Source organism: Pseudomonas sp. AC242 (assembly GCF_979258655.1).
This window is the reverse complement of sequence record NZ_OZ409873.1, coordinates 2588400-2610221: the sequence shown is the minus strand read 5'-3', so window position 1 is coordinate 2610221 and position 21822 is coordinate 2588400. Positions and strand designations below refer to the sequence as shown.

Sequence of the window (21822 nt, the reverse complement as noted above, 5' to 3'; positions counted from 1 at the left end):
TGAAAATGCGCCGGCTTCTAGCCGGCGTATTTTTTTGTTCCAGTCGTCAAGGCGAAGCAGATGAGGATCCTGTCTGACTTGAAGTTGGCGCCGGTAAAGGTATGGGGACCGGAAGCGGGTCCAGTTCCCGGCCCATTTCGCTGATGAGCAACGCGATCGAATCGGCGTTGGCCAGCATCACATCAACGCGTGCTTCATCAGAAACCGCACTGCGAAAGGCTTTACGTGCATCTGCGAGGTTTTGGGTTTTTGTCAGACTGAGAATTTTTTTGTACTCATTAGCGCGCTCCGGCAACTGATCCAGACCCACCCACACACCCTTCGTACTCTTCTCTGCGAACAACTGCGAAAATGGGGTGGAACGGGAAAAGGACTTACGCAGCCGATCAATATCAGCTTTGAGAAGTAGCCCGTTTGCGGTTGATGTATCGATAAGTTGGGGAAATGGCCCCATCGCCTCTACGGATTCGAAATCGTCGCTGTCGCAGACTAAATGCGAAAGTTCATGGATCAGCGTGATCGCGCGAGCATGAGAGTCAATATTGAACCTGGGCGGCAGAAAAGCGGTGTAGGCATGCAGCCCCGGATTAAAAAAGAGTTCGGTGAAGTGGACGACCTTTCGTTTGTCTTCCTTGAAAACAAATGCAACCGTATCGTCGCCATACCGCGCATTCAGGCCCGCGAAAAAGCGTTCCGTATAGAGCAAGTCATCTTTTGGATCAGTTAACTCACGGCAAAGGGGAATGATCACCTGTTCGATTTTTCTGAGTAGCCTGGGTGTGATTTGCGAAACTTCGAAAAAGTGTTTGAGTAATGTTTCAACTCGAGTGCCACCCAGGTTGTCGCGATTTATGACGAAGTTGTGCAGGCAATTCAGCGCATAGTCTCTCGCCCGAGCGACAGCTTGCTGAATCACGAAGGCTCTTGGCGGGATAGCGGCGGTTGATTTGTGCCATCCCTTTGGCCTGGATGTGCATCATTATTGAGCGGCTGCGCTCGATGTCGGTTTGCACGCTGTTGCGTTGTTTTGACCGGCAACGACGAGCCGACTTGTCGGCGCCGGCAATTACAAGTCTCGAGTTCTTCTGTTCAAGCGCCGGCCCTTGCCCGCCGTCCTTTACCTGCAAATACCAGGTTTTTTCAGACTGGATCACCGGATAGACCTTGCCGGCAATCGCCGCATATTTTTGTGCCGTCGACGAATCCCTATAAACAAGTTTATTGTCCTCAAGCTTCAGCTTCTCGAGAGCGGTGGTGGTTTCAAAGCGTTGCAGATTAATGCGAGAGGCCGTAACGGGTGCGACTTTTGCCCAGCGAGCGGCGGCTTTTACCGTTGTCGTCGCGCCGCTTGCGGCAGCCGTCGATCCAGGCGCCTGCGTTTCAGTGGCAAATTCGGCTGTTTCCTCTTCCACCTCTGTTTCCCAGGATAAACGACCCAGACTGAACAGGGAGATCGCTCCTGCAATGAAGCTTTTCAGGGCGTTCGCCCAATGGTGCTCCTGCAGGTCTTCGGCAGACTCTTTGAAGTCCTTGTAACTCTTCCAGAGAAAAAACAAAGAAGCGAGTTTCCCCGGCAACAGATGGGGGACCAGACGGACACCGTGGCTGAATAGAAACTTCGCCGCTTCCCAGTCGGATTGCGCATTGATCTGCGGCTGGCAACTGAGCAACTGCGGCAACAGGCTGAGCGTGTCCTTGTGCAATCGCTCCAGTAGATTGCCGTTAACGGCAGTGCTTTGCAGCTTGATTTCAGTCGGTTTGCCGATCGTTGTTTTCAATAGATTCCTGAAGCCTGCCTGTTGCGCTGAGGGCAAACGTCGAATGATCAGATCCTGGAAGTGCCCCGGTGTATTCAACGCATCAATCAACTGCGCTTCATTATCGAATTCGCGAAAAACGTATTTGGAGTAAGGCGCGTAGAGCACCCGTGGACCTGTTTGTCCTGCACCCGGCCCGATCACATAAAGTCCGAGGGCCTCGACAAAAGCGGCGCCCGTGGTTTTGTTCAATAACAGCGGGCAGACAATGGCGTGGGCGTCCTTGACTGTGGCACGCGCCACCCCGTCCGGCATGTCCAGAACCTGGCAAATGTAGTCGTAGCCGCTTTCTGACAGCTGTTGCTGCAACTTCAGCGAGTGCGCGTGCTGCATCAACTGCCAGGGCAATTGACGTAAAAAGCGCGCTTTGCTGGTGCGTGCCGAGGCACTGTCAGCTGACAGCGCTTGCGTCACTTTCTGCGTGTAGGTGGTGGTGATATCGAGGGATTGCAGCAGTTGCTGCACGGCAGTCTGATTGAGGTGCTTCGGTAACGCGGTGGCTGTGTTCGAGGCGACCTTGAACCCGGTGCCCTGCACGATGTTGTAGTGATGCAAGGCAAAATCGAGAAGATTGCACGCAGGGCCGGCCAGCGTCAGATTCGGTGTGATCTGGATCTCCTGGGGTTTGAGTCCATTGTTCGGGAATCTGGCGTCGAGCAGGGTCTTCAGCGTCTGCTCGACATAGGTAGCTAACGCAGGGACGCCTTCGAGAAAATCCTTGCCATCGATAAAGCTGCGCCGCAGTTCATCCAGCAGGGCGAGTTGCGTGTGTTGTTCGGTGACCGGGGCCATGCGTAACCAGTCTGGATAGTCGAGCCGGCGGACGATGGCCCGCGCGAGTTCAATGGCCCGGCGCAAGTTGGTATCGATGACGGTATTTTTCATCTGACTCAGGAAGTTTGCGAGTGTGTCCTTGTCCTTGATGCAAGCGCGTAATAGCTCGCAATGGTCGAGGAAATGTTCAATGGCCGACTGCATGCGGTCGTTCAACACATCGCCTTCAATCAGTTGGAAGGTACCCAGAGTGTATGGCTGATCGAGTTGGCGTTGCTTCGGTGGCAGGTTTTCCAGCAGCGTCTGATTCTGGTTGTTGTCGTCGAGCCGTCGTTGCATTTGCTTTTGCGCAATGGCGATGTCGTCGAACGATTCCAGGCCCATGGCTGGGGTCCACAGGATGGCACGCCCGGAATGCTTGACATCCATGCCTCCGCGTTCGGTCAGGAGTACGCAGTGGGCGAGCGACATCACTTCACTTTGGCCCGTGCGGGTGAGGGTGAGCGACCATGCATCCGGCCGGAAGCCATTGAGGGACTGGCGATCCATGCGTGTTGCGTGTTTTGCGTTGAACACGGTTTCGACTAGTGTTCGCTCGGCCGTCAGCCAGGACCCGCTGAGGTTTCTCATCTGTGCCTCTCCACGCACGCCGTCCTCGAAAGCCTGCGCCAGTTTCCATCGAATATCTTCGAGAAAGGCGCGTTGTTCAGTGCTGCTCGTGGTCGGCTGATTTTTAAAGTGGCTGGTGAGATTATCCAGGGTGCGTTCCAGCTTTGTCGCCAATTGCCCAGCCTTGTCGGCCTGCACGAGTGAGGAGGGTGGTGCGCTGGAAAACAGCGGGCGGGTGCTCCAGCGTTCGTTGACGTCAAGCTTGAGCAGACGCTCGTGAATCAGTGCGCGGACATCCAGCGCCTTGTCGAAAAGCGCATGGATGTCAGTCGTGCGCTCGCTTTGGCGAAAGAGTTGCAAGACGTATTCAACGTTCTGGCGCTGTTTGGTGAGGATTGCCTCAAACAGCGTCGCAATGATCTCGCCGCCGATGTTTTCACCGGACACCTGGGCGTTGGTGAAACCAAGATAGCGATTGCGCTCCTCCATACTCATGAGGCCGTACAGCTCGTCCTCATGTCCGGCGGCATTGAGTTTGGCGGTCAACGTCTGTTTCAGATCGGCGTAGTCGGTGAGAACCTGAAAGCCTTGCGTGGGGGTGTAGAGATAGGCCTTGTCATGGTTGATCATCAGCGAGCCGGCCAACTCGACATAGGTGCTCTCCTCGCGCAAGCACACGGTTTCGAAGGTGGGTCGCTGGAAAGCGACATTCGGTTCCCGAATCAAGCAGTGCAATGCGTCGAACTCAGCGGCAGAGAGGATTTCCGTTTCGCGCTTGATCATCAAATCCGCACGCACCTGATCCTGCAGTGTCTGGCTGAAGAATGCGCGTCTGGGCGAGCCCTCGAATGAGGCGGCATTCCAGTAGGCCTCGAGTTGCCGAAACAACAGCATGGTCAGTTTTCCCGCCGCGGATTTGATCGCTTCTGCCCACGCGATCTGGTCAGCAGGCCGGGTTGCGCGGGCGGGATGGGAAAATTCAGCTGTCTGACCACGCGGCCAGCCATGACGGCGGAAGTACAGCAGTAGCGCTTCACTCAGCGATAGCGAATCGACCCATTGCCTGACATCCCCGGAGAGTGGGGCGGTGTCAGCGAAAAAACTGACCCGGGTGCGCGACTGCTGCAAACCGGCAAAGTGAGGTTCGAGCAGTTCATCGAGAATCTTTTCCAGCAGGGTGGTCAGCGAAGGCAGGCGTTTGAGTTCATCCAGCTGGTCGCGCCCGCAGGTTTCCTGAGATTGGCTGATCGCGGCTTTTTGATCGTCAAATACATCGCCTTCGATCGTTTCACGGGTCAGGGTAAAGCTGCGTTTCTCCACCAATTCCTTGCGCAGCGACACGGTGAGAAAGGCAAGCAGATCATCCTTTTCGTCAGCGTTGTCGAGGCGCGTTTGCAAGGCTTCGGTCAGCACTTTGTGATCGCTGTATTTTTTCAGGCCATCGTAGGGGGTATAGAGAAACACGCCCTTGTCATCCGGCCCGGCGCTGAGAATAAAACTGCCGGCCAGCGGAACAGCCAATTGCTTGTCGGCGTTTAACAGAATGCGTTCGGCCAGCATCGGCGGGGTTTGTTCGCTGCGCAGCGCATGGGTTGCCAGTTGCACATGAGCGAGCCAAGAGAAATCTTTGCTGTTCAGACCGTGGGCCAGACGGAAGCCCTCATGCAGGCCTGGGGATTTAAGAATGTCGGGGAACAATAAAGGTGCAGTGGGGCTAGACATCATTGAGCTCTGAATGCAGGCGCCTTGGGCGGGGGCTCAAGAATAGGTACGCAGTTCAGCGCGCAGGCGGTACATAGTTACCGCACGCGCCGAGCTGAAATGTGCGGAAGGGCGTCAATCACTCCCGAATGATCGAAGGGTTGACAGCCGACAGCTCCGCCGTGGTTAATCGACGAGCAAGTCGTCCGTACGCTGTTGTTCCCTCCAATAATCATTCTGGAGCTTCAGATGTCTGCGCCACACGATCATGTGTCCTCTGCTGTCGCGTCCTCGTTATCTCTCGAAGCGCTGACGCAACTGCTTGAAACGATTTTCCTGCGCCACGGCACCTCCGCCGACGTCGCGCAAGTGCTGGCCGCCAACTGCGCCGGGGCCGAGCGCGACGGCGCTCACAGCCATGGCGTGTTTCGCATTCCCGGTTATGTCTCGACGTTGGCCAGCGGCTGGGTCAACGGGCACGCGGTGCCGCACGTCGAAGATGTCGCCTCGGGATTTGTCCGTGTCGATGCCGGTAACGGTTTCGCCCAACCGGCACTGGCTGCCGCCCGGCCGCTGCTGGTGGAGAAGGCGCGAAACGCCGGGATTGCCGTGTTGGCGATTCGCAACTCTCACCACTTCGCCGCATTGTGGCCGGATGTCGAACCTTTCGCCGATGAAGGTCTGGTGGCGCTCAGTGTGGTCAACAGCATGACCTGCGTGGTGCCCCATGGCGCCGACCGGCCACTGTTCGGCACCAACCCGATTGCGTTCGCCGCGCCACGGGCCGGCGCCGCGCCGATTGTCTTCGACCTGGCCACCAGCGCGATCGCCCATGGCGACGTGCAGATCGCTGCGCGCAAAGGTGAGCGGCTGCCGGCCGGGATGGGCGTGGACAGCCTCGGTCAGCCGACTCAGGATCCCAAGGCGATTCTTGAGGGCGGGGCGTTGTTGCCGTTCGGTGGTCATAAGGGTTCGGCGCTGTCGATGATGGTCGAGTTGCTGGCCGCAGCGCTGACCGGGGGGAATTTTTCCTTCGAGTTCGACTGGTCCAATCATCCCGGGGCGAAAACGCCTTGGACCGGGCAGTTGCTGATTGTCATCGACCCGAGCAAAGCCGCCGGGCAGGGTTTTGCCGAACGCAGTGGCGAACTGGTGCGCCAGATGCACAGTGTCGGGCTCAAGCGTTTGCCGGGGGATCGTCGGCATTGGCAACGCAGTAAGTCGTTGGCTGAGGGCATTGTGCTGGACGCGCAGACGCTGGCGCAGTTGCGCGAACTGGCGGGGGTGTGAGCAAAGAGCAAAGGGCCCTCACCCTAGCCCTCTCCCGGGGGGAGAGGGGACTGAACGAGGTGAATGGGCGAGGTACGCCGACGTGGAATACCGAGCTGAATTCAGGATCTGAACAGAAAAAAACCGGCAGGCATAAAAAAGGCGAACCCAGTGGGTTCGCCTTTTTCGTGCGCGTTTGACTCAGCGACGGCCGAGCAGCAAGCCGACCACCAGGCCGAAACCGGCGGAGATCGCCACGGTCTGCCACGGGTGGCCGCCGATGTAGCTTTCGGTGGCATCGACCGCTGGTTTGGTGCGATCACGCACGCTCGACACGGAATCCAGCGCCTGTTGCAGTTTCAGGGCGATTTGTCCGCGCAGCGTTTCCGCTTCTTCGCCGACCAGTGAGGCGCTGCTCTTGAGCAGTTTGTCGGACTCTTGGATCAGAGCCTGAAGTTCGCTGAAGGCCTGATCCTTGATTTGGTCTTCGGCGGCTTGCACGGCGGATTTGCGGGCCATTGGGTGACTCCTTGCAGTTGAATGGACAGTGATCAATGGAGTGTGGCGCTTGCTGAAAAGTTGCACTGAATTTAGGTCAGAAATAAAAACCTGCGCGGGAGATTTCCGTCGAGCGTGTAAGATGTCGCCATTTTACGCAGCAGGATAATTCCCCATGAGTTTCAATCTGGCCGACAAATCCCTTGCAGAGCGCGCTGCGCTGGAAGACGAGAAATCCCGTCTGTTCGAACTCTGGCAGAACAATCTGGGCAAAGCCAAGGGCGAAGCCGCGCGTTTGTTCGGCGAGCGCGGCAAGCGCAAAGGCAAATGGGCCGAGTGGGTCCGCGCGGAACTGGACGGCATGTCGCCGCCGGAGTTCGCCAACATGGTACGCAGTGAAGTCAATCGCCTGATGGCCGCCAACAAGTAACGCTTCAACTGAACGTCGTGGCAATCGCTTCACGCACTTTGACCACCACCGGATCGATCTGCGTGCTGGTGCGCCAGCCCAGTTCGATCGGATAACGCGGCAACTTCAGCGGGCAGGGCAGCAGCGCCAGACCGCTGAGTGCGGCGATGCTCTCGGCGGCATGCGTCGGAATCGTCGCCACCGCCCGGCTGCCCTTGAGCAGATACGGCAGCGCGGCGAAATGTGTGGTCGAGGCGCACACTCGCCGGCTCAGCCCCAGCGCCGCCAACCCCTCATCGGTAATCCCGATAAACCCGCCGGACGACACCAGGATGTGCTCGCGGGCAACGAACGCCTCAAGATCAATCTGTTGCTGACCAGGCGCAAGGCTCGCCGGATCGACCAGGCACGCATATCCACCTTCGCCCAATACCTGACGGCTGAGCAAGCGCTCGGCAAAGCCACCGGCAGTAATCGCCAGATCGATGCTGCGTTCCATCAGCGCGCGGGCGACGATCTGACTATGAGTCTGTCGAAAGATCACCCGCAGCTTCGGTGCGCTGCGGGCGATTTCCTCGATCAGGCGACGGCCGTAGGCAATCTCGAAGTCGTCCGACAGCCCCACCGTGACCGAGCGGCCATCGTATAGATTGGCCGCCGGGTCGACCATCGCCAGACTTTGTCGGCATTTGTTCAGCGCGTCGCTAACCACCGGTTTCAATTGATTGGCTTTGAGCGTCGGGGCCAGCCCACGCCCGGTGCGCACGAACAATTGATCGCCGTAAACCTCACGCAACCGGCGCAACGCCGCGCTGACGGCCGATTGCGTGACGCCCAGACGCAACGCCGCGCGGCTGGCGCTGGATTCTTCATGCAAGGCTTCAAAGACTTTCAGCAGATTGAGGTCGACCGTGGCGATATTCATTTGGCTCATATCATTAAGCAGCAATTGGGGCTTTATTCATGATCGCGTGGCGCCGCAGAATCGGCAACCACTGAACCTGAAGGAGTCCCCGTAATGGCCAAATCGATTGTTGCCGCGCTGCAAATCGGCGCATTGCCCGACGGCAAAGCTGCCACTCTGGAACAGATTTTGAGTTGGGAAGGCGCGATCAGCGAATCCGGCGCGGCGCTGGTAGTGATGCCGGAAGCGCTGCTGGGCGGTTATCCGAAAGGCGAGGGTTTCGGCACACAATTGGGTTATCGCCTGCCTGAGGGGCGTGAAGCCTACGCCCGTTATTTTGCCAATGCGATCGATGTGCCGGGGGCCGAGACGCAAGCGCTGGCCGGTCTGTCGGCGCGTACCGGGGCCAATCTGGTGATCGGCGTGATTGAACGCTCTGGCAGCACGCTGTATTGCACCGCGCTGTATTTCGACCCGCAGGACGGCCTCGTCGGCAAACACCGCAAACTGATGCCAACCGGCACCGAACGGTTGATCTGGGGCAAGGGCGACGGCTCGACGTTGCCGGTGTTCGACACCCAGGTGGGCAAGCTCGGCGCCGTGGTGTGCTGGGAAAACATGATGCCGCTGCTGCGCACGGCGATGTACGCCAAAGGCATTGAAGTGTGGTGTGCACCGACCGTGGACGAGCGTGAAATGTGGCAGGTCAGCATGCGTCACATCGCCCATGAAGGCCGCTGCTTTGTGGTCAGTGCGTGCCAGGTGCAGGCATCGCCTCAGGCGTTGGGTGTCGAGATTGCCAGCTGGCCGGCGGATCGACCTTTGATTGCCGGCGGCAGCGTGATTGTCGGACCGATGGGCGACGTGCTGGCGGGGCCATTGCGCGGGGAGGCGGGCTTGCTCACGGCTGAAATCGACACCGATGAACTGGTGCGTGCGCGCTATGACTACGATGTGGTCGGCCACTATGCGCGGCCGGATGTGTTTGAGCTGTCTGTGGATGAACGGGCCAAGCCCGGGGTGCGATTCAACACATAACCCACTGGCTGACACAAAACCTGTAGGAGTGAGCCTGCTCGCGATAGCAATCTGTCAGTTAACGATTATGGTGTCTGGCAGACCGCTATCGCGAGCAGGCTCACTCCTACAATGGATCGGTGGTGTGTCTGGAGATCAGTGGCGTTGCTGCCATTCTTCGCGGGTGATTTCCCAAAGCTCCCGAGGGAAACGCCCAGCGACGAAATCGTCTTCATCGGTCCGAATCAAACGCATTCCCGCGCGCTCCGAGATTCTGCGTGAGCCGATGTTCGGCGCCGCTTTCGGCACGCGCATCAGCGGGCGTTGCAGAGCGTTGAACCAGTAATCGGTCACCACCGCACAGGCTTCAGTCATCAAGCCCTGACCTTGCCACGCCGGCGCCAGCCAGAAGCCGCGATGGTTGTCCGCCTGATCCATCAGGCTGATATTGCCGATCAACTGTTCGGGTGCGGCCTTGAGGCGAATCGTCCAATGCCACTCCTTGCCTGCCGCCACCGCTGGCAAGGCAACGTCGCGCAGATAGGCGAGGGCACCGTCCTCCGGATACGGCCATGGCACGGCCGCGTTCAGATAACGCACCACGTCCCAATGCGGAAATTCGCGCTGCACGGCTTCGGCATCGGCCAGTTGCAATGGGCGCAGGATCAGTCGTTCGGTGTACAGCGTCGGTATGTCTTCCATAAACCTGCAGCCTCCATGCGTGTCTTTCAGGAACGCAGCAGGCTAGCGCATTTTTACCAGGTAGCGGCAGTGGCCTTGGGCAGGCTGAGCTTGCCGCTGTCGACAAAGCGCATGGTGCCAAACAGACCACCGGCAAGCTTGCCGCGCAGCACGTAGGGCAGGTTATCGAGGGTTTGCGTCTGGCTCAGGCCCAACGTCTGGCGCAGGACCGAGAACGCGGAAATGCTCACCGGCACGCTGACAATGGTTTCGGAAAAACGCGGGATCGAACCGCTCTGATCGCTCACGCCGGAGGCCAGGGAATGGCCGTTGACCTCCAGATCCAGCGCAATGCCGTTGTAGTCGATGGCCGTCTCATTGGGGTTCTGTACGCGAATCTTGATGGCGAAACGCACTTCCAGATCCTGGCTCGGCAACGGTTCGAGGCCGACCACGTTGATGTTCACCGGATCACGGTTGGGGAAAAGCGCACAGGCGCTGAGGGACAGCAGAAGCAGTGACAGCATGACGGCTTGGAAACGGCGCATAAACGGTCTCTCAACAAAAAAGGGCTGAACCGTCACCGGCTCAGCCCTCTCTATCAAAGGCCAGACGTTAGCGGTTCAACTGTGCGACAGCCGCCGCCGGGGCAGGTTCACCTTTGGCCGGCATGTCCGGGTTTTCCATGACCTGAAGGATAGAAGCTTCCGGGTCGAAATCGTCTTCTTCCAGCTCGATGAATTCTTCTGGCAGAAAGATGTTCAGCACGATAGCGCACAACGCACCGACGGTGATCGGCGATTCGAAGATGTTGCGCAGCGCTTGCGGCAGTTCGCGCAACACTTCCGGCACAGCGGCGATGCCCAGGCCCATGCCCAGCGAAATCGCCACGATCAGCATGTTGCGTCGATGCAGGCCCGCCTCGGCAAGGATCTTGATGCCGGCCACCGCGACGGTGCCGAACATCACCAGTTCGGCGCCACCCAGTACCGGTTTCGGCATCAGTTGCAGCACCGCGCCGATCATCGGGAACAGCCCGAGCAACACCAGCAAACCGGCAATGAAGAAGGCGACGTAGCGGCTGGCCACGCCGGTGAGCTGAATCACGCCGTTGTTCTGCGCGAAGGTCACCATCGGCATGCTGTTGAACACCGCCGCCATGGCCGAGTTGAGGCCGTCGGCGAGCAGGCCGGACTTGATTCGGCGGATGTACAGCGGGCCTTTGACCGGTTGTCGCGAGATCATCGAGTTGGCGGTCAGATCACCGGCAGCTTCCAGCGGCGACACGAGGAAAATCACCGCCACCGGCACGAACGCCACCCAGTCGAAGTTGAAACCGTACTTGAACGGCACCGGCACGCTGACCAGCGGCACCTCGGGCATCGAGGCGAAATCCACCGTGCCCATCAGCCACGCAACCACATAGCCCAGCGTCAGGCCGATAACGATCGCGCCCAGGCGCAGAAACGGCACGTCGACGCGGTTCAGCACGACGATGGTGCCGATCACCAGCGCTGCCAGAAAGATATGGCTGGCCGCGCCCAGATCCGGCGCGCCGAAACCGCCGGCAATGTCGGTCATGGCCACTTTGATCAGCGACAGGCCCATCAGCGTGATGATGGTGCCGGTGACCACCGGGGTGATCAGCATGCGCAGTTTGCCGATGAACTGGCTCAGCACCACTTCGATGAAGGCTGCGAAAAAGCACACGCCGAAGATCGTCGAGAGAATTTCATCGGTGCTACCACCGCGCGCCTTGACCATGAACCCGGCACTGAGAATCACGCTGATAAAGGAAAAACTGGTGCCTTGCAGGCACAACAATCCCGAACCGACCGGGCCGAAGCGCTTGGCCTGGACGAAGGTGCCGAGGCCGGAAACGAACAGCGCCATGCTGATCAGGTAGGGGATTTCACTGTGCAGACCGAGGGCGCCGCCCATGATCAAAGTCGGAGTGATGATGCCGACGAAGCTCGCCAGCACGTGTTGCAGCGCGGCAAACACGGTGGCAGTCAGGTGCGGGCGGTCGTTGAGACCATAGATCAGGTCGTTGTTGCGCGGGGCTTTTTCAGAGGCGGTCATGGTGTTTTGCGCGCCGCGAGGCGGGGCCGGGTCAGAAAATGGAGGCGCAGGATGCCGGAAGAGGGCGGCGAGGGCAACGAGCAATAACTGCCTGAAAGGTCAGGTTTTATTGGCCGCTAGCGGTAGACGGCTATGTAGGAGCTGTCGAGTGAAACGAGGCTGCGATCTTTTAAGATCAAAAGATCGCAGCCTGCGGCAGCTCCTACAGCGAGATGTATCAGGAGAAGGCTGCGAGCAGATCTTCTTCAAACGCCTTTTGCGCATCCCCCGGCACCTGTGCCCGATGCCGGGCCAGATGAAACGCCACCTCGAAACTCAACTCGCCCTCGCGGATTGGCCGCAGCAGGCCCTTGGCTTGCCAACTGCGCGCATAGTGATCCGGCAGATAGCCGACATGTTTACCCGACAGAATAAAGGTCAGCGTGCCTTCAACCTGCTCCGACCGCGCCGAGCAGACCTTGCCCTGAAACGGTTCGTCACTGCGCAGAAAGCGGTAGGGATGATCGACTCGGTCACAGGCCTGCAAGGCTGCATCACTCGGCGCTGCATCGGTAAACAACGGATGGCCGGCAGCACAGTACAAATGCTGGGTTTCGCTAAACAACTGGCGATAGTCGAAGGCACTTTGCACTTGCGAAAAATAACCGATCGCCAGATCCAGTCGCTGTTGCAACAGCAGGCGTTCCATTTCGCCGGGCATGGCACTGATCAATTCGATGCGTACAGATTCATCACGCTCGCGAAAGCGGCGGATCGCCACCGCCACCCGCTGCAACACCGACTGATCGACCGACTCGGAGATCCCCAAGCGCACTTCGCCGATCAAACGCCCGGCGACGCCGTTGGATTGATGGCGGAAGGTTTCAATCGATTCAAACAACGTGCGCACAGCAATCAGCAACTGCTCGCCCTTGGGCGTGACGCTGAAACCGCCCTTGCCGCGACTGCACAGACGATAGCCGAGACGGGTTTCCAGTTTGGCCATTTGCTGACTGATGCTTGACTGGCTCAGGCCCAGATCACCTTGAGCCGCACTGAAACCACCGCACTCGACCACCCGCACAAACAGGCGCAACAGTTGCAAATCGACGTCGTGCAGTTGACCCAACATCACATTACTCCGGAATAAAGTCAGGATAATTATTCGGCTATTTTTCTAATGTATCGGACCGCGCATTCTGCAACCACTTCCTCCGGTCAGGTGTTCGTCATGGCTCCCGTGTTCAAGCTGTGTTTCCCCGCGCTGCTGTTGTCCGTGGCTCTTCAGGCGCAGGCCGAGGACAAAACGCTAAATCTGTACAGCTGGGCCGATTACGTGCCACCGCAAACCCTGCAACGGTTTGAGCAGGAAACCGGTATCCATGTGCGTTACGACACCTTCGACACCTCCGAGGTGCTGGAGACCAAGTTGCTCACCGGTGGTAGCGGCTATGACGTGGTGGTGCCGTCGTCCAGCGTTCTGGCGCGAGGACTTGCGGCGGGTGCGCTGAAAGAAATCCCCCACGACGGCCTCGAGGGCTACGCCAACCTTGATCCGGACCTGCTGGAAAAAATGGCCGCCGTCGACCCCGGCAATCGCTACGGCGTGCCGTACACCTGGGGCACCTTGGGTCTGGGGATGAACGTTGAGGCGGTGAAGCAGCGCTTGCCCGATGTGCCGCTCAACAGCCTCGATCTGCTGTTCAAACCCGAGAACGCCAGCAAGCTGAAAGACTGCGGCATCGCGATCCTCGATTCGCCGCAAGAGGTCATCGGACTGGCCCTGCATTACCTGGGTAAAGATCCCTACAGCACGGACAAGAACGATCTGGCCGCCGCCGAAGCGTTGTTGCACAAACTCCAACCGTCGGTGCTCTACGTCGCCACTGGCCGGCAGATCAATGACCTGGCCAGCGGCAACGTGTGCCTTGCGCTGACCTACAACGGCGACGCAAGCATGGCCGCTGATCAGGCACACAAGGCCAATAAACCCTTCGAAGTGGCGTATCGCATTCCCAAAGAAGGCACGCTGGTGTGGCAAGACAATCTGGCCATCCCCAAAGACGCGCCGCACCCCGAAGCCGCGCGGGCGTTCATCGAATTCATGCTGCGGCCGGACTCGGTGGCCGAGTTGACCAACACGCTGTTTTTTGCCACCGCCAACCAGGCCGCGACGCCATTGGTGGATGAAGCCGTGCGCAACGATCCCGACATCTACCCACCCAGCGAGGTGCGCGCGCGGCTGTATGCCGATCGCAGCATGAGCCTCAAGGACATGCGTCAGCGCACGCGTCTGTGGACCACTTTCCGTAGCCATCAATAACAACAGGAGCACCACGATGGATGTGCCCATGCAAAACGATCAGGCCCTGACCCGTGACAGCCTTTATGGCACCGCCGCCGAAAGCACCTACGCCGGCATCACCAGTTTCATGCGCCGGCGTTACAGCCGTGATCTGCGCGGCGTCGATGTCGCGGTCAGCGGCGTGCCGTTCGACACGGCCACCAGCAACCGCCCCGGCGCACGTTTCGGGCCACGGGGGATTCGCGCGGCTTCCACCGGGATTGCCTGGGAGCGCCACTGGCCATGGACGTTTGACCCGTTCGATCATCTGGCGGTGATTGATTACGGCGACTGCAATTTCGATTACGGCTCGCCACACACCGTCCCGGAACGCATCGAAGCCCACGCCGAACAGATTCTCAACGCCGGCAGCGCCATGCTCACATTTGGTGGTGATCACTTCATCAGCTATCCGCTGCTCAAGGCCCATGCGCGCAAGCACGGCACGCTGTCGCTGATTCATTTCGATGCGCACAGCGACACCTGGCCGGATGAAGAGGGTAAACGCGTCGATCACGGCACCATGTTCTGGCACGCGGCGCGCGAAGGTCTGGTCGATCCGGCACGTTCGGTGCAGATCGGTTTGCGCACGACCAATGACGATCACATGGGTTTTCAGGTGCTGGACGCCCGGCAGGTGCATCGCCGTGGCTGCGAAGCGATTGTCGAAGCGATCCGCGCCCGGGTCGGCGATAACCCGGTGTACCTGACGTTCGACATTGATTGCCTGGATCCGGCGTTCGCTCCCGGCACCGGAACACCGGTGTGCGGCGGCTTGAGCACCGTGCAAGCGCTGGAAATTCTCGGTGGTTTGCGCGGGATCAATCTGGTCGGCATGGACATGGTGGAAGTTGCCCCGGCTTACGATCACGCCGACGTCACCTCACTGGCCGCCGCCACACTGGCGATGGAAATGCTCTGCCTCTACGCCGCTCGACACAAGGTCGATATTTAACCAACACTGCGTACTCCTGCTCGCGAAGGCGTCATTTTTCAGCCAACATCTTTGTCGACTGATCCGCCGCTTTCGCGAGCAAGCTCGCTCCCACATTTTCAGCAAAGGCTCCTGCCATTTTCTGACACCAGCCTCTGCTAAGCTGCGACCACTTTCCCAGTTGAGCCTGACCATCGTGTCGCGTACCACTCGTCTTTTGACTTTGCTGCAAGTGCTGCGCGGCAAAAAGCGCCCGGTGACGGCGGCAACGCTGGCCGCCGAGCTGGAAGTGTCCGAGCGCACGCTCTATCGCGATATTGCTGAGCTGACCGCCCTCGGCGCGCCGATCCATGGTGAAGCCGGGATCGGTTATGTGCTGCGCAGCGGCCTGTTTTTGCCGCCGCTGATGCTCAACGCCGACGAGACCGAAGCCATTGTCCTCGGCTTGCGTTATGTCGATCAGCGCGGTGATGAAGTCCTCGGCAAAGCAGCGGCGGATGCGCTGGCGAAAATTGCCGCAGTGCTCGATCCACAAGCGCAGGAAGCGCTGCGTAATCCCACCGTGATGCCGGGCCCGCCGGGTTATGGTTTTCCACAAAACGCCGTGCCGTTGAACGTGTTCCGCCACGCTATCCGCGATCAGGCCAAACTGCACATCGATTACGCCGACGCGCAACAGGTGCCCAGTCAGCGGCTGATCTGGCCCTTGGCGCTGGGCTTCCTCAATGAGGTGCGGATCATCGTTGCGTGGTGCGAATTGCGCAGCGCCTACCGCACTTTTCGAACCGACCGCATCAGCGCCGCTAGCCGCCAGGGCGACAGTTATCCGGGGCGGCGCAGCGACCTGTTACGCACTTGGCGCGAGCAGATGCAGCTGGACGAAAGTGGGCGCTTCACTCCTGACAAAAACTGACGCAGCGCTGATTTAGGATGGTCGCAGAACCAAACAAAAAAAGGAGCTGCAACCATGTCACATCCTGTCTCTACACTGGCCCCGGCGATCGCTGCGTATATCGATGCGGCCAACGCACGCGACACCTCGCGGGTCGGCAGTTTTTTTGCCGAGGATGCCAACGTGTTCGACGAGGGCCAGCATCAGGTCGGCCCGCAAGCCATCGCGCAATGGATGCAAGACACCGGGCAACGCTATCAGCCACGGGTCGAAGTGCTCGACGTCCAGCAGCGCACCGGCAAGGTGCTGGTACACGGGCTGATTTCCGGGACATTCCCCGGCAGCCCGGCCCAGTTACGCTATACGTTTCGCTTGAACGAACAGGGCAAAATCGCTCGCCTGGATATTTCCCTGTAAGCATCGTGGCATACTGCCGCGCATGACTTTCGACACTCCCCTCAGCGCCTGGCAACACGCCGTTCAACACAAGGGCTTTGTCCAGGACGAAGCCCAGGAACACGCGGTCTGGGCGCTGCAAAAATGCCATGAAGCCCTGCACGCCGGTGCCCGTTCGGTCACCGGCGTTTACCTGTGGGGGCCGGTCGGGCGCGGCAAGACCTGGCTGATGGATCAGTTCTATCAGAGCCTGCGCGTACCGGCGCGACGCCAACACTTTCATCACTTCATGGGCTGGGTGCATCAGCGCTCGTTCCAGTTGACCGGGATTGCCGATCCGTTGCGCGCGCTGGCCAAAGAGCTGGCGGCGGAGGTGCGGGTGCTGTGCTTCGATGAGCTGTTCGTCAACGACATCGGCGACGCGATCATTCTCGGTCGGCTGTTTCAGGTGATGTTCGACGAAGGCGTGGTCATCGTTTGCACCTCCAATCTGCCGCCGGATGATCTGTACGCCGATGGCTTCAACCGCGACCGTTTCGTACCGGCAATTGCCGCGATCAAGGCGCATATGCAGGTGGTGGCGGTGAATGGCGCCGAGGATCACCGCTTGCATCCAGGGGCCGGCCTGCAACGCTACTTTGTGGCCACGTCTGCGGTCAGTGCGCTGGACGAAGTCTTTCAGGCGTTGACCGCCGGACAGCCAGCCAGCACCGAACCCGTGTCGGTCGGTCATCGTCAGTTGAACGTCGTGCAGGCCAGCGAATCGGTGTTGTGGTGTCGCTATGCGGATCTTTGCGAGCAGCCGTTCGCCGCCATGGATTTCATCGCGCTGTGCGATCGCTACACGGCTATTCTGTTGAGCGAGGTGCCGAACCTCAGCGCACAGAAACGTGAAGGGCGCATCGCGCGCGGCACCGAAGATGGCGCGCAGCGGGTCGTTGCAGGTGACCGCGAGCTGCCGCAATTGTCGGTTCACGATGACGGTGTGCGGCGTTTCATCGCGCTGGTCGACGAGTGCTATGACCGTAAAGTGCCGCTGTACATCGAGGCGCAAGTGCCAATGGATGCGCTGTACACCGAGGGTTATCTGGAATTCCCGTTCCGCCGCACCCTCAGTCGCTTGCAGGAGATGCAACTGCAGCGCTTTGCCGAAACGTGAGTGAAGAGGGCGCCGACATGAGCCAACCACTTTCCCATCATTTGCTGACCATGGCCTACCAGAATGCCTGGGCCAATCATCGTCTGGCCAAGGCCTGGCGCCAGCTCGGTGCGGCAGATCTGGCCGCCCCCAGGTCGAGTTTCTTCCCGAGCATTCGCCTGACTCTCAATCACATCCTCACCTGCGATTGGTTCTACGTTGACGCACTGGAACGCGAGTTGCGCGGGGCTGAGCCGCATCCCGACTGCTACGTGTTTTTCAATGCGGATGAGCCGTTTACCGAGGGCGCGCAGTTGCGTGAAGAGCAGGCTCACGTTGATCGACGGCTGATTGCCTATTGCGAGCAACTGCGCGATGGCGATCTGGCCCGGATTGTCACCATTGCCCGCGACACGCCGCAGCACGACAGCCGTTTGCGCATGCTGTCGCACCTGTTTGAACACCAGATTCATCACCGAGGCCAGGTGCATGCGATGCTCAGCGACACAGTGGTCAAGCCGCCGCAACTGGATGAGTTTTTCTGTGCCGGCGAGAGCGGCCTGCGTGCCGAAGACTTCGCCGAACTGGGCTGGACTGAGGAGTTGATCTGGGGCCGCTGAAAAAGCCAAAGATCGTCCGATCGCGGCCCGAGCCTTCGGACGATCTTTTGATCTTTTGATCTTTTGATCTTTTGATCTTTTGCATTTGCGGGTTGCCCGCTCGATCACCCCCGCGCTAAGGTCAGACAGCCTTTCAGTGCGCACTTTGCGCGCCGGGGCTTTTGTGTGTTCGGGGATGGAAATGGATTCCGCAGAGATTCTTGTGCTTCAAGCCAGCTACAGCAATCCAACGCAAGCCGAGGCCATCGGTATCGTGCTCAATCATTACGCAGAAGACCCGATGGGCGGCGGTCATTCGCTCGACCCTGACCTGTTGCGTCGGCTCCCCGAAGAGCTGGCCCGACGCCCGCATGCGTTCAGCGTGCTGGCCTTTGTCGGGGGCGAGCCGGCGGGGCTGGTGAACTGCTTTGAAGGGTTCTCCACGTTTGCCTGCAAACCGTTGGTCAATGTCCATGACGTGGCGGTGGTGGGCAAATTCCGCGGCCTCGGTCTGAGTCAGAAAATGCTGCAGAAAGTCGAGGAGATCTCTCGCCAGCGCGGTTGCTGCAAAATCACCCTTGAAGTGCTGGAGGGCAACGCTGTGGCCCAGGGGTCTTACCGCAAGTTCGGCTTCGCGCCAGGCATGTTCGACCCGGATCATGGGCAGATGCTGTTCTGGATCAAAAACCTCCAAGCCTAGAAGCCCCTAACCCTACCCTAACCCTACCCTAACCCTCCCGAAACGTCGGACCGCCCAGAGGGCGAGGGGACTGACCGAGGTGTTTGGGCAAGGTACGCCGACCTGAAACATCGAGCCAAACGTAGGTTTTGAAAAGCATGAAAATCGGCTCCCTTTCCCCCTCGCCCCTTTGGGGAGAGGGCTGGGGTGAGGGGGGGATCTTGCTGACCCAACCCAATCTGCGAACTCGCGACAGCATAAGGTCGAACACCCCGCTCAATGCCCATAAAAAAAGGCGCCCCAATCAGGGCGCCAAACTGTCTTCTTCCGGGCCAGAGCGGAGCCACGGAAGGTCCATCGGTTGCTCGGTCAATCTCAGTCGCGATAGGACTCGGTCACTTGCGCCGTCTGGTCGGCGGGAACGCGAATTTCTTTCGCGTTGGCGTCGCTCTGCTGCGCGCTCTGGGCGTGGTGAACCGGGAAGTTGTCGTAGTAATAACGCATACGCTCAGCGCCGCCCTCGGCAAAGACGCTGGCAGAACCCAGGGCAAACAGCCCGGCAAGGATTACGGTGATGATTTTCATGGTGCCTCCTACTGAACAAGTGGGAGCCGTTCGTCCATGAAGCAGATCTCGGAAGAGAGTCTGGATGGCATGAATTAACACTGGGTTAACGCCCGTTCAGTGTAGGTTTTGCAGCATGTTGCGAGGCGATATCAGACAGACGCGGCGCACATCAAGCGTAGGTGCGCTGCGCCCGATAGGCGGGGGTCAGAGCTTCCAGTCGAGACTCAGGGTGACGGTGCGCGGGTCACCCCAGTACACACCGTTATAGAAGCCGACATTGTCGTAATACTTCTTGTCGAACAGGTTGTTGACGTTCAGCGACGCCGACAGGTGGCGATCGAACGCGTAGCGCGACATCAGGTTGACCACGGTGTACGCGCTCTGGTTGATGCGTGCCTCCTGAGTGTCGCCGCCGACCGGCCGGCTCGACGTGCCATACACATCGCTCTGCCAGTTCACCGCACCGCCTACGGTCAGCGCCTGCCATTCGCCCGGTAAACGGTACGCGGTAGAGACGCGCAGCAGATTCATCGGCTCACTGGTGTTGGTGCGCTCGCTGTTGCCGTCGGCCGAGTGGGTATAGGTGTAACCGGCGGTCATGTTCCAGCCCTGCAGGATTTCGCCGGATACTTCAGCCTCAAAGCCGTTGACCTTGTTGCCCTTGCCGCCGGATTTGTAGAACTGCTCACGGGTCACCGGATCCGCCGGGGCCGAGTTGTCGAGTTCGGCGACGTTATCCTGCTTGCTCCAGAACACCGCCGTGGACAGGTTCAGGCGCTCCTCGAGCAGGCTGCCCTTGATGCCCACTTCATAGTTTTTGCCGATAACGGGGTCGATGTATTTGCGGTTCTTGTCGCGGTTGCCCTGGGGTTTGAAGATGTCGGTGTAACTCACGTATGCCGTGTACTCCGGGGTCAAGTCGTACAGCAGGCCGGCGTAAGGCGTCCAGACGTCGTTCTGTTTCTGGCTGGTGTAATCGACCTTGGTCAGTTGCCGGCTGGCGTCGTAACGGTTGCTGGTGCTGGACGCTTCCCAGCTGCCGTATCGGCTGCCGAGCACAGCGTGCAGATCATCAGCCAGGCTCAGGCGCGTGGCGATGTACCCGGCTTTCTGCCGGGTATCGTCCTTGGAACCGGTGAGGTCGGTGACGGTATCGCTGAATTTGGCGATATCGCCCATGTACTTCCAGTCGCGGATTTTTCCGTAATCGCTGGGTTGTGCGCCGGCAATGGTGTACGGCGAGTTCGAGCGGCGTTCGGCCTCGCCATAGCCGAACATCATTTCGTGCTCACGGCCCAGCAGCGAGTAGGGGCCGGAGACATTGAAGTCATACGCCTGCATTTTCTGCGTGCCGATCATGTGCGAGGTGTAAGCGAGCATGCCGCTGCGGTCGGCCTCGGGGAAACCGCCACCGCCGTAATACACCTTGCCGTCGCTCGCGCTGTCGCGGTGGGTGTACGCAGCTTTCAGGCGCCAGCCGCCGGCCAGTTGCTGATCGAGGGTGGCAAACGCGGTTTTGTCCTGCAGCGGCCAGGAACTCCACGACGTCGCCATGTTGGTCGAACGGCCGAGACCGGCCTTGCTGCCATCGGCATTCCAGTAAGGCACGGTGCCCCAGGACGAGCCTTGCACATGCTTGTTCTGATAGTCGTAACCGACCGCCAGCACGGTGGAATCGCTCAGATCCGCCTCAAGCACGCCATAACCGACCTCGCGTTGCAGCGCGTATTTGTCCTTGATCGATTGGTTGTCGCGATAGGCCAACACCGTGCGCCCGCGCAAGCGTCCGTCGAACGCCAGCGGCCCGCCGACATCGACGTAGCTGTAATAATTGTCATAGCTGCCACCACTGACCCCGGCCAGCGCCTGCCACTGCGCGGTCGGACGCTTGCGCACCATGTTGATGGTCGCCGATGGATCACCGGCCCCCGTGGTCAGGCCCGTGGCACCGCGCACCACCTCGATACGGTCGTAGATGATGGTGTCGGAATCGGACTTCATGCGATCAAAGGTGTTGAGCATCCCGTCGATCTGGAAATTATTGATCGCATAACCGCGCGACGAATAACTGACCCGATCCGAATCCAGATGCTGCACCACAATGCCCGTGGTCTGGCGCATGGCCTCGGACAATGTACCGAGTTTGAAATCATCCATCTGCTGACGGGTGATCACCGACACCGATTGCGGGGTTTCCTTGATCGACAGGTTCAGGCGCGTCGCCGTGCTCATGGCGCCGGTGGTATAGGACTCGGTGTTCTCGGTGGTGGTGCCCAGACCTTGTGCACTGACGTTGGTCGCCGCCAGCTCAAGCGCCGTGTTCGCAGGCTGCGGCGGTTTTTCGGCTTCGGTTTCAGCCAGCAGATCGGCGCTGAATGCAGCGCCGCACAGGCCGAGGGTGAGGGTCATGGAACGGGTAATGGGCGCGAACATCGCAGCCGACTCCTTGTCTTTGAGGGAAAAATTCCGTTTGTTCAAAGACGAGGGGGAGGGCGGGGATTTAGTGTCAAACGAGAAATATTGTTATTTGAAA

General features: G+C 59.4%; 20 protein-coding genes. 10 read left to right on the top strand and 10 right to left on the bottom strand.

Annotated features, from left to right (window positions below; all coding sequences use genetic code 11):
• Positions 1-46 precede the first annotated feature (46 nt).
• A complete protein-coding gene (locus ACZZ0A_RS11730; protein WP_463543123.1) occupies positions 47-916 on the bottom strand; it encodes a M35 family metalloendopeptidase in 870 nt (289 codons plus the stop codon).
• Positions 819-4922, bottom strand: coding sequence for a dermonecrotic toxin domain-containing protein (locus ACZZ0A_RS11725; RefSeq protein ID WP_463543122.1), 4104 nt, complete (start codon positions 4920-4922; stop codon positions 819-821). Before ACZZ0A_RS11725 ends, ACZZ0A_RS11730 begins: the two co-directional genes overlap by 98 nt.
• Before the next feature lie 228 nt (positions 4923-5150).
• Here ACZZ0A_RS11725 and ACZZ0A_RS11720 point away from each other — a divergent pair, with 228 nt between their 5' ends.
• Positions 5151-6191 carry an Ldh family oxidoreductase gene (locus tag ACZZ0A_RS11720; RefSeq protein WP_123375364.1) on the top strand — a complete coding sequence of 347 codons (1041 nt, stop codon included), beginning with the start codon at positions 5151-5153 and terminating at the stop codon, positions 6189-6191.
• A 180-nt stretch (positions 6192-6371) separates the two neighbouring features.
• Here the strand turns inward: ACZZ0A_RS11720 and ACZZ0A_RS11715 are convergent, their stop codons facing one another.
• Positions 6372-6689 carry an ElaB/YgaM/YqjD family protein gene (locus tag ACZZ0A_RS11715; protein ID WP_007917413.1) on the bottom strand — a complete coding sequence of 106 codons (318 nt, stop codon included), beginning with the start codon at positions 6687-6689 and terminating at the stop codon, positions 6372-6374.
• Positions 6690-6843: 154 nt separating this feature from the next.
• Here ACZZ0A_RS11715 and ACZZ0A_RS11710 point away from each other — a divergent pair, with 154 nt between their 5' ends.
• Positions 6844-7098 (top strand): hypothetical protein, encoded by a 255-nt coding sequence (locus ACZZ0A_RS11710; protein WP_007917411.1) that lies wholly within the window; start codon positions 6844-6846, stop codon positions 7096-7098.
• Between the two features lie 4 nt (positions 7099-7102).
• Here ACZZ0A_RS11710 and ACZZ0A_RS11705 read toward each other — a convergent pair whose 3' ends face one another.
• On the bottom strand, positions 7103-8011 hold the full coding sequence (locus tag ACZZ0A_RS11705; protein ID WP_463543121.1) for a LysR family transcriptional regulator: 909 nt from the start codon (positions 8009-8011) through the stop codon (positions 7103-7105).
• Positions 8012-8095: 84 nt separating this feature from the next.
• Here ACZZ0A_RS11705 and ACZZ0A_RS11700 point away from each other — a divergent pair, with 84 nt between their 5' ends.
• Complete coding sequence (locus ACZZ0A_RS11700; RefSeq protein ID WP_463543120.1) at positions 8096-9019, top strand: carbon-nitrogen hydrolase family protein; 924 nt, start codon at positions 8096-8098, stop codon at positions 9017-9019.
• A gap of 135 nt (positions 9020-9154) precedes the next feature.
• Here the strand turns inward: ACZZ0A_RS11700 and ACZZ0A_RS11695 are convergent, their stop codons facing one another.
• The 4 genes from ACZZ0A_RS11695 to ACZZ0A_RS11680 all read right to left on the bottom strand — a co-directional run bounded on the left by ACZZ0A_RS11695 (position 9155) and on the right by ACZZ0A_RS11680 (position 12872).
• On the bottom strand, positions 9155-9700 hold the full coding sequence (locus ACZZ0A_RS11695; RefSeq protein WP_463543119.1) for a GNAT family N-acetyltransferase: 546 nt from the start codon (positions 9698-9700) through the stop codon (positions 9155-9157).
• 53 nt (positions 9701-9753) lie between these two features.
• On the bottom strand, positions 9754-10227 hold the full coding sequence (locus tag ACZZ0A_RS11690; protein ID WP_397480458.1) for an LEA/WHy family protein: 474 nt from the start codon (positions 10225-10227) through the stop codon (positions 9754-9756).
• A 67-nt stretch (positions 10228-10294) separates the two neighbouring features.
• Positions 10295-11761 carry a nucleobase:cation symporter-2 family protein gene (locus ACZZ0A_RS11685; protein ID WP_463543118.1) on the bottom strand — a complete coding sequence of 489 codons (1467 nt, stop codon included), beginning with the start codon at positions 11759-11761 and terminating at the stop codon, positions 10295-10297.
• A 217-nt stretch (positions 11762-11978) separates the two neighbouring features.
• Positions 11979-12872, bottom strand: a complete 894-nt coding sequence (locus tag ACZZ0A_RS11680; RefSeq protein ID WP_007917400.1) for a LysR family transcriptional regulator — start codon at positions 12870-12872, stop codon at positions 11979-11981.
• A gap of 99 nt (positions 12873-12971) precedes the next feature.
• On the opposite strand from ACZZ0A_RS11680, the gene ACZZ0A_RS11675 reads away from it, so the two are divergent.
• The 7 genes from ACZZ0A_RS11675 (at position 12972) to ACZZ0A_RS11645 (ending at position 18743) form a co-directional block, all read left to right on the top strand.
• Positions 12972-14063, top strand: coding sequence for a polyamine ABC transporter substrate-binding protein (locus ACZZ0A_RS11675; protein ID WP_463543117.1), 1092 nt, complete (start codon positions 12972-12974; stop codon positions 14061-14063).
• 16 nt (positions 14064-14079) lie between these two features.
• Positions 14080-15039 (top strand): agmatinase, encoded by a 960-nt coding sequence (gene speB, locus ACZZ0A_RS11670; RefSeq protein ID WP_463543116.1) that lies wholly within the window; start codon positions 14080-14082, stop codon positions 15037-15039.
• A gap of 175 nt (positions 15040-15214) precedes the next feature.
• Positions 15215-15931, top strand: coding sequence for a helix-turn-helix transcriptional regulator (locus tag ACZZ0A_RS11665; protein ID WP_007917394.1), 717 nt, complete (start codon positions 15215-15217; stop codon positions 15929-15931).
• A gap of 54 nt (positions 15932-15985) precedes the next feature.
• Entirely contained in the window at positions 15986-16327 is a 342-nt protein-coding gene (locus tag ACZZ0A_RS11660; RefSeq protein WP_007917392.1) for a nuclear transport factor 2 family protein, read from the top strand.
• Between the two features lie 22 nt (positions 16328-16349).
• Positions 16350-17465, top strand: coding sequence for a cell division protein ZapE (zapE, locus tag ACZZ0A_RS11655; protein ID WP_463543115.1), 1116 nt, complete (start codon positions 16350-16352; stop codon positions 17463-17465).
• A gap of 17 nt (positions 17466-17482) precedes the next feature.
• Complete coding sequence (locus ACZZ0A_RS11650) at positions 17483-18064, top strand: DinB family protein (RefSeq protein WP_463543114.1); 582 nt, start codon at positions 17483-17485, stop codon at positions 18062-18064.
• A 181-nt stretch (positions 18065-18245) separates the two neighbouring features.
• A complete protein-coding gene (locus ACZZ0A_RS11645) occupies positions 18246-18743 on the top strand; it encodes a GNAT family N-acetyltransferase (RefSeq protein ID WP_463543113.1) in 498 nt (165 codons plus the stop codon).
• Between the two features lie 354 nt (positions 18744-19097).
• Here ACZZ0A_RS11645 and ACZZ0A_RS11640 read toward each other — a convergent pair whose 3' ends face one another.
• On the bottom strand, positions 19098-19307 hold the full coding sequence (locus ACZZ0A_RS11640; RefSeq protein WP_007913338.1) for a hypothetical protein: 210 nt from the start codon (positions 19305-19307) through the stop codon (positions 19098-19100).
• A 186-nt stretch (positions 19308-19493) separates the two neighbouring features.
• Entirely contained in the window at positions 19494-21722 is a 2229-nt protein-coding gene (locus tag ACZZ0A_RS11635) for a TonB-dependent siderophore receptor (protein ID WP_463543112.1), read from the bottom strand.
• Positions 21723-21822 lie beyond the last annotated feature (100 nt).

What these genes read in the sequence shown, in the direction of transcription:
- ACZZ0A_RS11725 (WP_463543122.1), bottom strand. Translation starts at nt 4,922, where the DNA reads ATGTCTAGCCCCACTGCACCTTTATTGTTCCCCGACATTCTTAAATCC.
- ACZZ0A_RS11720 (WP_123375364.1), top strand. Translation starts at nt 5,151, where the DNA reads ATGTCTGCGCCACACGATCATGTGTCCTCTGCTGTCGCGTCCTCGTTA.
- ACZZ0A_RS11715 (WP_007917413.1), bottom strand. Translation starts at nt 6,689, where the DNA reads ATGGCCCGCAAATCCGCCGTGCAAGCCGCCGAAGACCAAATCAAGGAT.
- ACZZ0A_RS11710 (WP_007917411.1), top strand. Translation starts at nt 6,844, where the DNA reads ATGAGTTTCAATCTGGCCGACAAATCCCTTGCAGAGCGCGCTGCGCTG.
- ACZZ0A_RS11705 (WP_463543121.1), bottom strand. Translation starts at nt 8,011, where the DNA reads ATGAGCCAAATGAATATCGCCACGGTCGACCTCAATCTGCTGAAAGTC.
- ACZZ0A_RS11700 (WP_463543120.1), top strand. Translation starts at nt 8,096, where the DNA reads ATGGCCAAATCGATTGTTGCCGCGCTGCAAATCGGCGCATTGCCCGAC.
- ACZZ0A_RS11695 (WP_463543119.1), bottom strand. Translation starts at nt 9,700, where the DNA reads ATGGAAGACATACCGACGCTGTACACCGAACGACTGATCCTGCGCCCA.
- ACZZ0A_RS11690 (WP_397480458.1), bottom strand. Translation starts at nt 10,227, where the DNA reads ATGCGCCGTTTCCAAGCCGTCATGCTGTCACTGCTTCTGCTGTCCCTC.
- ACZZ0A_RS11685 (WP_463543118.1), bottom strand. Translation starts at nt 11,761, where the DNA reads ATGACCGCCTCTGAAAAAGCCCCGCGCAACAACGACCTGATCTATGGT.
- ACZZ0A_RS11680 (WP_007917400.1), bottom strand. Translation starts at nt 12,872, where the DNA reads ATGTTGGGTCAACTGCACGACGTCGATTTGCAACTGTTGCGCCTGTTT.
- ACZZ0A_RS11675 (WP_463543117.1), top strand. Translation starts at nt 12,972, where the DNA reads ATGGCTCCCGTGTTCAAGCTGTGTTTCCCCGCGCTGCTGTTGTCCGTG.
- speB (WP_463543116.1), top strand. Translation starts at nt 14,080, where the DNA reads ATGGATGTGCCCATGCAAAACGATCAGGCCCTGACCCGTGACAGCCTT.
- ACZZ0A_RS11660 (WP_007917392.1), top strand. Translation starts at nt 15,986, where the DNA reads ATGTCACATCCTGTCTCTACACTGGCCCCGGCGATCGCTGCGTATATC.
- zapE (WP_463543115.1), top strand. Translation starts at nt 16,350, where the DNA reads ATGACTTTCGACACTCCCCTCAGCGCCTGGCAACACGCCGTTCAACAC.
- ACZZ0A_RS11650 (WP_463543114.1), top strand. Translation starts at nt 17,483, where the DNA reads ATGAGCCAACCACTTTCCCATCATTTGCTGACCATGGCCTACCAGAAT.
- ACZZ0A_RS11645 (WP_463543113.1), top strand. Translation starts at nt 18,246, where the DNA reads ATGGATTCCGCAGAGATTCTTGTGCTTCAAGCCAGCTACAGCAATCCA.
- ACZZ0A_RS11640 (WP_007913338.1), bottom strand. Translation starts at nt 19,307, where the DNA reads ATGAAAATCATCACCGTAATCCTTGCCGGGCTGTTTGCCCTGGGTTCT.
- ACZZ0A_RS11635 (WP_463543112.1), bottom strand. Translation starts at nt 21,722, where the DNA reads ATGTTCGCGCCCATTACCCGTTCCATGACCCTCACCCTCGGCCTGTGC.